This is a genomic window from Streptomyces sp. NPDC127108 (assembly GCF_042677545.1).
In the GTDB taxonomy this organism is placed as follows: Bacteria; Actinomycetota; Actinomycetes; order Streptomycetales; family Streptomycetaceae; genus Streptomyces.
Window position 1 is genome coordinate 110469 of record NZ_JBHXTE010000023.1, and the last position, 11775, is coordinate 122243.

Annotated in this window: 12 protein-coding genes; 6 read left to right on the top strand and 6 right to left on the bottom strand. The window is 73.5% G+C overall.

What is annotated here, in order from left to right; genetic code table 11:
- Positions 1–108: 108 nt before the first annotated feature.
- Positions 109–564 carry a MerR family transcriptional regulator gene (locus tag ACFVHO_RS21015; protein ID WP_385716540.1) on the bottom strand — a complete coding sequence of 152 codons (456 nt, stop codon included), beginning with the start codon at positions 562–564 and terminating at the stop codon, positions 109–111.
- A gap of 62 nt (positions 565–626) precedes the next feature.
- Here ACFVHO_RS21015 and ACFVHO_RS21020 point away from each other — a divergent pair, with 62 nt between their 5' ends.
- The gene (locus ACFVHO_RS21020) at positions 627–1595 is read left to right on the top strand and encodes an SDR family NAD(P)-dependent oxidoreductase (RefSeq protein WP_385716543.1); all 969 of its coding nucleotides are present in this window, start codon (positions 627–629) and stop codon (positions 1593–1595) included.
- A 10-nt stretch (positions 1596–1605) separates the two neighbouring features.
- Here the strand turns inward: ACFVHO_RS21020 and ACFVHO_RS21025 are convergent, their stop codons facing one another.
- Complete coding sequence (locus ACFVHO_RS21025) at positions 1606–3267, bottom strand: alpha/beta fold hydrolase (RefSeq protein WP_385716546.1); 1662 nt, start codon at positions 3265–3267, stop codon at positions 1606–1608.
- Between the two features lie 272 nt (positions 3268–3539).
- On the opposite strand from ACFVHO_RS21025, the gene ACFVHO_RS21030 reads away from it, so the two are divergent.
- The gene (locus tag ACFVHO_RS21030; RefSeq protein ID WP_385716548.1) at positions 3540–4529 is read left to right on the top strand and encodes an aldo/keto reductase; all 990 of its coding nucleotides are present in this window, start codon (positions 3540–3542) and stop codon (positions 4527–4529) included.
- 115 nt (positions 4530–4644) lie between these two features.
- On the top strand, positions 4645–5139 hold the full coding sequence (locus tag ACFVHO_RS21035) for a DUF6314 family protein (RefSeq protein WP_385716644.1): 495 nt from the start codon (positions 4645–4647) through the stop codon (positions 5137–5139).
- An 89-nt stretch (positions 5140–5228) separates the two neighbouring features.
- Here the strand turns inward: ACFVHO_RS21035 and ACFVHO_RS21040 are convergent, their stop codons facing one another.
- The 3 genes from ACFVHO_RS21040 to ACFVHO_RS21050 form a co-directional block, all read right to left on the bottom strand.
- Positions 5229–5804 (bottom strand): histidine phosphatase family protein, encoded by a 576-nt coding sequence (locus ACFVHO_RS21040; RefSeq protein WP_385716550.1) that lies wholly within the window; start codon positions 5802–5804, stop codon positions 5229–5231.
- Between the two features lie 127 nt (positions 5805–5931).
- Positions 5932–6393, bottom strand: coding sequence for a GNAT family N-acetyltransferase (locus tag ACFVHO_RS21045; protein ID WP_385716552.1), 462 nt, complete (start codon positions 6391–6393; stop codon positions 5932–5934).
- 125 nt (positions 6394–6518) lie between these two features.
- Entirely contained in the window at positions 6519–7958 is a 1440-nt protein-coding gene (locus ACFVHO_RS21050) for a PLP-dependent aminotransferase family protein (RefSeq protein WP_385716554.1), read from the bottom strand.
- Here ACFVHO_RS21050 and ACFVHO_RS21055 point away from each other — a divergent pair.
- Positions 7957–8973 (top strand): DMT family transporter, encoded by a 1017-nt coding sequence (locus tag ACFVHO_RS21055; RefSeq protein WP_385716557.1) that lies wholly within the window; start codon positions 7957–7959, stop codon positions 8971–8973. The genes ACFVHO_RS21050 and ACFVHO_RS21055 overlap by 2 nt on opposite strands.
- Before the next feature lie 79 nt (positions 8974–9052).
- Positions 9053–9250 carry a DUF1918 domain-containing protein gene (locus ACFVHO_RS21060; RefSeq protein WP_385716560.1) on the top strand — a complete coding sequence of 66 codons (198 nt, stop codon included), beginning with the start codon at positions 9053–9055 and terminating at the stop codon, positions 9248–9250.
- Between the two features lie 72 nt (positions 9251–9322).
- Here ACFVHO_RS21060 and ACFVHO_RS21065 read toward each other — a convergent pair whose 3' ends face one another.
- The gene (locus ACFVHO_RS21065) at positions 9323–10519 is read right to left on the bottom strand and encodes a glycoside hydrolase family 10 protein (RefSeq protein WP_385716646.1); all 1197 of its coding nucleotides are present in this window, start codon (positions 10517–10519) and stop codon (positions 9323–9325) included.
- A gap of 260 nt (positions 10520–10779) precedes the next feature.
- On the opposite strand from ACFVHO_RS21065, the gene ACFVHO_RS21070 reads away from it, so the two are divergent.
- Positions 10780–11640: a 3-hydroxybutyryl-CoA dehydrogenase gene (locus ACFVHO_RS21070; RefSeq protein WP_385716563.1), complete on the top strand. Its 861-nt coding sequence runs from the start codon at positions 10780–10782 to the stop codon at positions 11638–11640.
- Positions 11641–11775 lie beyond the last annotated feature (135 nt).

An 11775-nucleotide genomic window follows, 5' to 3' on the forward strand; every position in this document is an offset into this window, starting at 1 on the left:
CACGTCTGCAACATTGCTCGACATCAAGATATCTCGTGCGGGCGGGGGTGCTGACAGGGCCCTCGTCCGAGTTCCGGACACGGTGCGCAGCCACGGCGCGGCGTCCGGTCACCGGGACGCCGTGGGCGCCCACACCCCCGCCGCCGTGCCCTCGCGCACATGCTTCTCGTACGCGACGACCTTGCCGTGGATGATCTCCAGACAGGCGCCGAGGTCGGCGATCCGCGCGCGGACGGCCCGCTCGTGCTCCTGGAGCAGGGCCAGCCGTTCGGCCTCGTTCCCCGGACCCGAGCGGACAAGTCCGGCGAATCGCTTCAGTTCGGCGATCGGCATGCCGGACTCCCGCAGCCGGTTGCACAGGGCGAGCCACTCCACGTCGGCGGGCTCGTACACGCGCCGCCCGCCGCCGGTCCGGGGGATCGGCCGCAGGAACAGCTCCTCGCGCTCGAAGAAGCGCAGGGCGTGCACGCTGAGGCCGGTGGCGTCGGCCACCTCGCCGATGGACAGCCCGGAAGGCCCTCCGACGAGCTCGCCGCCGGGCCCGTTCTCGTCCGTGTCGGCCATCCGCACATCCCTTCCGAGCCGAGCTTGATCTAGATCGCAGTCTAGGTTCTAGCGTCCTCGGCATGACGAGAAGCACGACTGCCCAGCTCCCCCTCGGCTCCGGCCACGACGCCCGCAGCACCGCCGACGACGTACTGAAGGGCATCGACCTGACCGGCAGGACCGCCGTGATCACCGGTGGCTACTCCGGGCTCGGCCTCGAGGCCACCCGCGCCCTCGCCCGCGCCGGGGCCCACGTGATCGTCCCGGCCCGCAGGCCGGAGACGGCGGCGGCCGCCCTGCGCGACGCCCCCGGCACCGAGGTCGCCGCGCTCGACCTCGCGGACCTCGACAGCGTCCGCGCCTTCGCCGACGGCGTCCTCGCGAGCGGCCGCGCCGTCGAGATCCTCATCGCGGGCGCGGGCATCATGGCCTGCCCCGAGACCCGCGTGGGCCCCGGCTGGGAGGCCCACTTCGCGGTGAACCACCTCGGCCACCACGCCCTGGTCAACCGCCTCGCCCCGGCCCTGACCCCCGGCCGCGCCCGCGTCGTCTCGGTCGCCTCCTCCGGCCACTTCCTCTCCGACATCCGCTGGGACGACCCGCACTTCCACCGCTCCCCCTACGACCCGTGGCTCGCCTACGCCCAGTCCAAGACGGCGAACGCCCTGTTCGCCCGGCACCTGGACGCCCTCGCCGGCGACCGGGGCCCGCGTGCCTTCGCCGTGCACCCGGGCAGCATCCTCACCCCGCTCCAGCGCCACGTCCCGCGCGAGCAGCAGATCGCGCAGGGCTGGATGGACCGCGACGGCAGGCCCGCCGACGGCTTCAAGTCCCCGGCGCAGGGCGCGGCGACGGCCGTGTGGGCGGCGACGTCCCCCCTCTTGGAGGGCCACGGCGGCGCCTACTGCCAGGACTGCGACATCGCGGGGCCCGCCACGACCGACGACATGCTGATCGGCGGCGTCAAGCCCTGGGCGGTGGACCCGGTCGCGGCGGCGCGGCTGTGGGAGCTGTCCGCCGGACTCACCGGGCTCGACGCCTTCGCGTGACCCGGCGCGGTCAGCCGACGCGTGGAGCCGGGCACTCCCGGTCGCGGTCGGGCAGCTCGCCGCCTCCGAGGTAGTCGTTGACGGCGCGCTCGGCGCACGGCACGGGGGTCAGACCGTCGACCTCGCGGGCGTACACGCCGTGGCCTCGGATATCGGTGGCCACCAGGCGGGAGCCGCGCAGCGCGCGGTGCATGGCGAGCGCGTCCGCGAAGCGCGTGTGGTCGCGTCTGGCCTGGAGCATCAGCACGGGCACGTCGTTGTCGACGGTCACGGCGGGCTCGCGCGGCGGCTTCTCGAAGAACGGGCACGGTGCCGTGACGCCGTTCACGAAGGGGCCGAAGACGGGCTCCGTGGCACGGCTGCGCTGGCTGTTGCGCCAGTATGTCTCCGTGGCCATGGGCCAGCCCCCGGCGGGCCAGCCGCCGTCGCCGCACATGAAGAACATGCCGCCGAGCATGCTGTCCGCGGCCTCGGGCGAGTTCAGCATCTTCAGCATCTCGGCGAGTTCGGGGCCAGGGTCGGTCAGTTCGCCGCGGTCGGCGGCGACGAGGTCGCGTACCAGCGAGGCCACCGTCGCGTCGTTCTCGCCCTGCGTCAGCGGCTGTTTGAGGATCATCCGCAGCAGCGGCGCGGTCAGGCGCTGCCCGGCCACGGGCAGGGGCCGCCGCTCGGCGTGGGCGAGCACTTCCTCGACGTGTGCGCGCACGCGGTCGGCGCCGCGGCCGAGCCGGTACGTCGTGTGGTGCCGTGCCGTCCAGGCGGCCCACTCGTCCAGGGCCCGCTCGGCGGGCGCCCCCGAGCGCTGGAACTGCTCGTACTGCGTGGCGGCCGGGTCGGTGACGGAGTCGATGACGAAGCGGTCGACGCGGCCGGGGAACAGCTGCGCGTACGTGGCGCCCAGGTCGGCGCCGTAGGACACGCCGTAGTACGAGAGGGTGCGCTGCCCGAGGGCGGCCCGGATCACGTCCATGTCGCGGGCCACGTTGCGCGACGAGGCGTACGGGAGGAGGGCGGCGTTGTCGCCGCGCGCGTGGCAGCGGCGCGCGTCCTCGCGGCCGTCGCGCACCGCCGCGTCGAAGTCCGCGCGCGGGCTCGTCGTCGCGGGCGGTGCGGGCTTGCGGGCGGGGTCGCAGATGATCGGGCTGCTCTCGCCGAGGAAGCGCGGGTCGAAGCCGATCAGGTCGTAGCGGCCCGCGACGTCCTTGAGGGCGGGGCGCAGCGCGAGGGTGTACGCGAGTCCGGTGCCGCCGGGTCCGCCCGGGTTGGAGAGGAGGACGCCGCGGCGCTCGCTCTTGGGGGCCGTCGCCTCGATGCGGGACACGGCGACCTTGATGGTGCGGCCGTGCGGGTCGGCGTAGTCGAGGGGGACGGTGACGTGGGCGCATCGGGCGCCCGCCGCGTTCAGCTCTTTCTGGGAGGCGGGGCAGCGGCCCCACGTCAGGTGCTGGTCGCGGTACTTGGCGAGGGCGGCGGCTCCTGCGGGGATTGCCCCGGACGGACCGGAGAGGCCGGACGGACCGGAGAGCCCGGACGGTCCGGACGGTCCGGTCGACGCGGTGTGACCGGTGGGGGCCGGTGGCGAGGGCCGCTCCGCCAGGGCCTGCGCGGGCAGGACGCCCGTGAGGACGGCGGCCAGGCCGAGCCCGGCGGTGGTCGTGGTGGTGGCGCGCATCGTGCTCCTCGGGGCGGCGTTGCGGGCGGTGCTCGCGGTCCGACTCGCGGTCCGGCTCGCGGTCCGTCTCGCGGTCCGTCTCGCGGTCCGTCTCGCGGTCCGTTGAGGACGCTACGAATCCGCGCCCCGGGTGACCATCCGGCGAGCCGCAGCCCCGGACCTGGGGACAGCCCCCGTACGCCCACCGCCACCACCGAAATCCGTTTGCGGTCAAGCGCACTCCAACTCCTAGGGTCACGCCCCAAGAACACCGCTTCACCAGGAGGTACGACATGACCGGCATGCCCACCCGCAGGCTCGGCGCCCTCACGGTCTCCGCCCAGGGGCTCGGCTGCATGGGGATGAGCGACGCCTACGGCACCTCGGACGACGCCACGTCGATCGCCACCGTGCACCGCGCGCTCGACCTCGGCGTGACCCTGTTCGACACCTCCGACTACTACGGCAACGGGCACAACGAGGAACTGCTCGGCCGCGCCCTCGCGGGCCACCGGCGCGAACAGGCCGTCCTCGCCACGAAGTTCGGCTTCGCCAACCGCCTCGGCGAGCCCCTCCGGATCCGGGGCGACGCCGCGTACGTACGCGAGGCCTGTGACGCCTCGCTGCGCCGCCTCGGCGTCGACCACATCGACCTCTACTACGTGCACCGCGTCGACCCGGACGTGCCGATCGAGGAGACCGTCGGCGCGATGGCCGAGCTCGTCGCCGCCGGGAAGGTGCGCCACCTCGGCCTGTCGGAGGCGAGCGCGCGCACGATCCGGCGCGCCCACGCCGTGCACCCCGTCGCGGCGCTGCAGAGCGAGTGGTCGCTGTGGACACGGGACCTGCAGGACGAGATCGCGCCGGTCTGCCGGGAGCTCGGCATCGGCATCGTGCCGTTCTCGCCGCTCGGCCGGGGCTTTCTGACCGGCAAGTACACCTCGGTCGACAGCCTGGAGGAGGGCGACATCCGGCGCACCCAGCCGCGGTTCGCGGACGGCAACCTGGAGCACAACCTCGCCATCGTCGACGCCCTGAACGACCTCGCGGCCCGGCGCGGCGTCACGGCCGGGCAGCTCGCGCTCGCCTGGGTTCAGCACCGCGGCGACGACGTGGTGCCGATCCCGGGCACGCGCCGCCAGAAGTACCTGGAGGAGAACCTGGCCGCCGCCACCCTCGAACTCTCCCCCGACGAGCTGGCCGCGATCGAGGCGGCGGCCCCGGCGGACCGCGTCGCCGGGACCCGCTACGACGAGAACAGCCTGGCGGCCGTCGACAAGTAGGGCGGACAAGTCGACAAAGTCGGCGACGAGCCCCCGGGAGTAACCTGCGGGCATGCCCTACCCCGACGCAGGCCCCGACGAGCGCGCCGACACCGTGACGGCTCCGACGCACGCGGTGCCGGACGCGCTCGCGTATCTGGCCGGGGCCTGGCGGGTCGAGCGGACGGTGCGGGACTTCGCGGGGGCCGGGGCGGTGGAGTCGTCGGAGCCGGTGGAGGGCCGGTTCGAGGGGACCACCCTGTTCACACCGCTCACGGACGCGGGCCCCGAGGCCGAACCACCCGGCCCCGGACCGGCCGACCTCCCGGGCCTGCTCCACCACGAGTCCGGCACCTTCACCTGGCACGGCGTCGCCCGCCCCGCCGAGCGCACGCTCCGTTTCCTGCCGGGCACCCCCGCGGGCACCGCCGTCGCCCGCTTCGCCGACGGGCGCTTCTTCCACGACCTGGACCTGCGCTCCGGTCGGTACACCGCCGACCACCCGTGCGCGGCGGACCTGTACCGGGGCGAGTTCGAGGTGTACGACGCGTCGCGCTGGCGCACCCGGTGGCGGGTGGCGGGCCCCGCCAAGGACCTGCTCCTGACGACGGACTACACCCGGCTGCCCTGACCCCGCCTGCCTTGGCCTGGCCGCCCTGATCCCGGCAGCGAGGCAACGAACGCCTACCCACGAGGCGGCACCGGCGCGCGACGCGGCACCTACGCGGGCGCCCCGATCCGCAGGCTCCACCGGCGGCCGTCCCCGGCGAGACTGACCGTGGCCAGCGGGCCGATGTCGATGTTCCAGTACGTCGACGGGGGCGCCTTCAGCGCGTACACGAGCGCCGCCCGCACCACCGCGGGCTCGGCCACCGCGACGACGCGGACGCCGTCCCCGACCGGCCGCGTGTCGAGCCAGCCGCCGACCCGCGAGATGAACGCGAGCAGCGACTCGCCGCCGTGCGGCGCCGACCGCGGGTCGCGCAGCCAGGCGTCGACCCCGCCCGGCTCGGCCGCGGTCACCTCGGCGAGCGTGTACCCGCGCCAGCGCCCCATGTCGCAGTCGCTCAGGGCGGGTTGGGCGAGCGGCGCGAGTCCCAGGGCGTCGCCGGTGGCGCGGCTGCGCGGGGTCGGCGAGCAGTAGCGCAGCTCGGCCACGCCCAGGGTGAGCAGCGCGGGCGCGGCGCGCACCACCTCGTGCCAGCCCGCCTCGTCAAGGGGCCGGTCGTCGTCGAACCGCTCGGCGAGGAGTGCGGCGCCGCGCGCGGCCGCTATGAGCGTCACGCCAACGTGCATGCGGTGATCGTGGGGCGCGTGGTGCCCGCGGTCAAGAGGGGGTGGGCGGGACCACGCCAGGACTCCGTCAAGACACGCGGGGCACCGTCACGACACGCGGGGCGCCGTCACGACCCGGGGCTCGCCGTCACTGCTCGCCGAGCACCATCCACTGCCTCGGGTTGTCGATCGCCGTGAACCCCACCTTCTCGTACACGCCGTGCGCGTCCCCGGTCGCGAGCAGGATCCTGCGCATCCCGTACGGGGCGAGGTGGTCGCGGACCCCGGCGGCGAGCGCGACGCCGATGCCCTTGCCGCGCACGGAGCGGTCCACGTACACGTCGCAGAGGTAGGCGAACGTCGCGTGGTCCGTCACCACGCGGGCGTAGGCGACCTGTCTGCCCGAGGCCTCCTCGTACACACCGAAGTTGAGCGATCCGGCGATGGCGGCGTCCTGCTTGGCGCGGGGCCTGCCGAGGGACCAGTAGGCGTCCGTGGAGAGCCACTCGTGGATGCGGACGAGGTCGAGTCGGGCGGGGTCGGTGGACAGCCGGTACCCGTCGGGGAGGGCGTACCCACTGCCGTCAGGGGCAACGTACTCGTTGGTCATGACGTGAGACTCGCAGGGACGACGGTCGGCGTCGAGCGTCTTTCCCCGGTCGTTCGCCACTCCCCCACGTGCCGTCCCCCTCTCCTTCGCCGCTCACCCGTGACTCTCCGGGCGCGCGTCCCCTGTCACACCAGCACCTCGTCGCACGCCTGTCGCAGCCTGCGGACCCCCTCCGTGATCTCCCCCACCCCCGCGAGCGCCGCGAAGCTCAGCCTGATGTGGGCCGCGGGCGGCTCCGCCGCGAAGTAGGGGCGACCGGGCGCGACCGCGACCCCGGCGCGCAACCCCGCCGCCGCGAAGGCGAGTTCGTCGGTGCCGTCGGGCAGCCGCAGCCACAGGTGGTAGCCGCCGACCGGGATGTGCGGCAGCGCGAGTTCGGGCAGGCGAAGCCGGAGCGCCGCTGTCATGGCGTCCCTGCGGTGCTTCAACTCAACCGCCACGGTCCGCAGATGACGCGGCCAGGCCGGTGATCCGACGAGTTCGAGCGCGGCCTCCTGGAGGGGGCGCGGCACGAAGAAGTGGTCGACGACCTGGATGGCGCGCAGCCGCTCAAGGACGGGCCCGCGCGCGGCGAGCGCGCTCACCCGGAAGCTCGGCGACGTCGCTTTGGTGAGCGAGCAGACGTGCACGACCACGCCGTCCCGGTCGTCGGACGCGAGGGGCCTCGGCAGCGGTCCCGCGTCCTCGTGCACGAGACGGCGTACGAAGTCGTCCTCGACGACGAACGCGCCCGCCTCCCGGGCGATCCGCAGCACCTCCGGGCGACGTTCGGCGGACAGCACGGCGCCGGTGGGGTTCTGGAACAGCGGCTGGCAGACGAACACCCGCGCCCCGGTCGCCCGGAACGCGGCGGCGAGCAGCTCCGGGCGCACGCCGTCGGTGTCCACGGGCACCGGCACCGGGCGCAGTCCGGCGGCCCGTGCGATGGCCAACAGGCCCGGGTAGGTGGGTGATTCGAGCAGGACGGGTGCGCCGGGCGGGGCGAGCGCGCGCAGGGTCGTCGTCAGGGCGCTCTGCCCGCCCGAGGTGATCAGGACCTCCGCGGCCGTGATGGCGCCGCCGATGCCGCGCGCGAACCACTCGCGCAGCTCGGGCAGGCCCTCGACCGGGGGCCGGTCCCAGGCGCCGGGGCGGCGGCCCGCCCGGGCGAGCGCGGCGGCCATCGCCCGCTCCGGCTGGAGCGTCGGGTGCAGATAGCCGCTGTTGAACTCGACGACGCCGGGCGGCGGCGCGGCCAGCGTGGCGAGGACGCCGGAGGCGTCGACGGACCGCGGCACGACGTCCGTCATGGCGTCCGCGCTGAGCGTCACCTCCTGCCAGGAGGTGTCACCGACGACGGCCTCGGCCGCGCGCGACGGCTGCGCCCGGAACGCCCCGGCGCCGGGGCGGGTGACGACGAGCCCTTCCGCGGCGAGTTGCGCGAGGGCCCGCGAGACGGTCACCGGACTCACCCGGAACCGCTCGACCAGCGCCCGACTGGACGGCAGCTTCTCACTGGAAGAGTAGCGGTCCAGCTCTCCCCGCAGCTTCTGTGCCAACTCACCCACACTGCTACGCTCATGCATGAGAGCACAGGATAGCGCTACTGCCCCGGGACGGATAGCGGTCGAAGAGCGGGACACACCCGGCGACGGGCCCGACGGGTCGGTCGCACCCCGCACGCCCAGGGGCACCACGAAGACCCCCGACACCGCCGGACCCGCGGCAGCCCCCACCCCCGACCGCCGCCGCGCGGGCACACTCCAGGCCGCCCTCGGCGTCATCGCCTTCTCCCTCACGTTCCCCGCCACCGCCTGGGGGTTGGAGGGCATCGGGCCGTGGAGTCTGGTGGCGCTGCGCTGCGCCCTCAGCGCCGTCGTCGCGGGCGGCTGCCTCCTCGCGCTGCGGGTCCCGCTGCCGGCCCGAGCCCACTGGGCCGGACTCGCGGTCGTCGGTGGCGGCGTCGTGGTCGGCTTTCCCCTCCTGACGTCCCTGGCGCTGCAGACGTCGAGCACCGCGCACGCGGCGGTCGTCGTCGGACTGCTCCCGCTCACCACCGCCGCGCTGTCCGCGCTGCGCACCGGGACACGGCCGTCCCGCACGTTCTGGGCGGCGGCGATCGCCGGGGCCGCGGCGGTGGCCGCGTTCACGGTGCAGCAGAGCGGCGGCGCCCTGTCGACCGCGGACCTGTATCTGTTCGGCGCGCTCCTCGTCTGCGCCGCCGGGTACACCGAGGGCGGCCGCCTCGCCCGTCACATGCCGGGCTGGCAGGTCATCGGCTGGGCGCTCGTCCTGTGCCTGCCGCTGAACGTCGTGTGGGCGGTGATCGCGCTGCGCCACGAGCCGTTCCAGCTCACCTGGCACAGCACGGCGGGCCTGCTCTACCTCGCGATCGGCTCCCAGTTCCTCGGCCTGCTCGTCTGGTACCGGGGCATGGCCGCCATCGGCATCCCCAAGGCCAGCCAGCTCCAGCTGGCCCAGCCGCTGCTCACCCTCGTCTGGTCCCTGTTCCTGCTCGGCGAGGACCTGACACCCGCGGCGCCGCTGACCGCCGTGGCGGTCCTCGTCTGTATCGCCGTCACCCAACGGGCACGCGGGTAGGGCCAGGCGGCCACCACCGGTCGTACACTGACGGCCACGCACCGCCACCCCTGTGATCCGGACGAGGAGGGCACTCCCCATGCATGCATCCGTGGGCGACCGGCTGCTGATCCACGGCAGGATCGTCGGTCAGCACGACCGGACGGCGGAGGTCATCGAGATCCTCGGCGAGAACGGCGGCCCGCCCTACCGCGTACGTTTCGAGGACGGGCACGAGACCCTCATGTCACCCGGTCCCGACACCGTCGTGCGCCCCTTCGCCACAGACGAAGAGTGAGCCCCGGACCCGGGCCGACGAGGCCCGGGTCCATCACCGCGGCCCACGGGCCGGGGGCGGGACCGGCGTCGCTCAGCCGTCCGCGCGGTACGTGTAGTGGTCGTCGACGACGCGCTGCATCGCGCCGATCCGGTCGGCGACGACATGCTTCGCCGAGTAGAAGATGTGCCCGCGCACGCGCGGGAAGTCCTTCGCGTACGTGAGGTGCCGGGACAGCTCGGCCGGGTCCTGCCACGGGGCGGGCTGCGCCGGATCCCCCGCCTTGTACAGGGCCTCCCCCACGTAGAGCCGCACGCCGGTGCCGCGCGCCACCTCGTCCCACCAGGGGACCAGCTTGGCGTAGTCGGCGGCGGCCAGGCCGATGTGCCAGTACAGCTGCGGACAGATGTAGTCGATCCAGCCCTTCCGCACCCACCCGCGCGTGTCCGCGTACAGGTCGTCGTAGGTCTGCACGCCCGCGCGCGTGTCCGATCCGGTCGGGTCGGTCGCGGCGTTGCGCCACACCCCGAAGGGGCTGATGCCGAACCGGGTGCCGGGGCGGATCCGGTGGACCCGGCGGCCCATCTCCTCCACCAGGCGGTCGATGTTGTCGCGCCGCCACGAGGCCCGGTCGGGGAAGCCGCCGCCGTAGCGCGCGAACGCCTCGTCGTCGTCGAAGGCCTGGCCCGCGACGGGATAGGGGTAGAAGTAGTCGTCCCAGTGCACGGCGTCCAGGCGGTAGCGGCGGACGGCGTCGAGCATCGAGTCCTGCATGAACCGGCGCACCTCGGGCAGGCCCGGGTTGTAGTAGAGCTTCCCGCCGTAGGGCACGACCCACTCGGGGTGCAGGCGTGCCGGGTGGGTGGGGACCAGGCGGGTGGGGTCGGTGTGCATGGCGATCCGGAACGGGTTGAACCAGGCGTGCAGCTCCAGGCCCCTGCGGTGGGCCTCGCGCACGGCGGTGCCCAGCGGGTCCCAGCCCGGGTCCTTGCCCTGGGTGCCGGTGAGCCACTCCGACCACGGCTCGTACCGCGAGGGCCAGAACGCGTCGGCCGTCGGGCGCACCTGGAGGACCACCGCGTTCAGCCGTCTGCGCACCGCCTCGTCGAGGTAGGCGATCAGCTCGGCGCGCTGCTGCTTGGCGGACAGGCCCGGCTTGGAGGGCCAGTCGATGTTGACGACCGTCGCCACCCACATGCCCCGCATCTCACGCCCCCGGCGCCCGGCCGACGGCAGCGCCGCCGCGTCCCCCGCCATCGAGAGCCCCGCGGCCAGCGAGGCCGCCGCCATCGTGAACGCCCGCCGCGACACCCGACGTGACCCCTGACGTGACCCCTGACGTGACCCCTGACGTGACAAATGCCTCATGAAGTCGCCCCTCGAGTCCGGATTCCACCGACAACCGCTGGTCGTTCGGGGACAGCATGCCCGACCCGGCCCGTATCGCACCGCAGGTTGCGGAGTAACGTTCACCGGCGAGGCAGGCACCGGCTCGTACGGGGGACCCTGCCGGTCCGTTGATCAGCGAAAGGCACGAGGTGACCGACTCTATGGCCGACATTGCGCGCGTCGGAGTGGTGGGCTGTGGCCAGATGGGCGCGGGTATCGCGGAGGTCTGCGCCCGCTCCGGCCTGGACGTGAAGGTCGCGGAGACCACCGGCGAGGCCCTGGAGATCGGCCGTACCCGGCTGTACAACTCCCTGTCCAAGGCGGCCGAGCGCGGCAAGATCTCCGAGACGGAGCGGGACGATGCCATCGCCCGTCTGAGCTTCACCACCGACCTGGGCGAGTTCGCCGACCGTGATCTCGTCATCGAGGCGGTCGTGGAGAACGAGCAGGTCAAGACCGAGATCTTCCAGGTGCTCGACCAGGTGGTGACGCGTCAGGACGCGATCCTTGCCTCCAACACCTCCTCCATCCCGCTGGTGAAGCTGGCCGTGGCGACCTCCCGCCCGGACCAGGTCATCGGCATCCACTTCTTCAACCCGGCCCCCGTGCAGCAGCTCGTGGAGCTGATCCCGGCGCTGACCACGTCGGAGGGCACGATCAGCCGGGCGCAGACCCTGGTGGAGAAGGTGCTCGGCAAGCACGCGATCCGCGCCCAGGACCGCTCGGGCTTCGTGGTGAACGCGCTGCTCATTCCGTATCTGCTCTCCGCCATCCGGATGTTCGAGTCGGGCATCGCCTCGCGCGAGGACATCGACAACGGCATGGAGATGGGCTGCGCCCACCCGATGGGGCCGCTGAAGCTGTCCGACCTGATCGGCCTGGACACCGTGGCGTCGGTGGCGGACAGCATGTACGAGGAGTACAAGGAGCCGCTGTACGCCGCTCCCCCGCTGCTCCAGCGGATGGTCGACGCGGGCCGCCTCGGCCGCAAGACGGGCTCGGGCTTCTACACGTACGCCTGATTCACGCCACCTCCGCACGACCCGGCTCCAGGTACTCGTGATCGTCTTCCGCTTCACCGCTGGCAAACCGGGAGCGACTACTCTCCGTACCTGAACTCGAGTCAATTTTCGGCCAGTTCGCGAACCCGGCGCTCT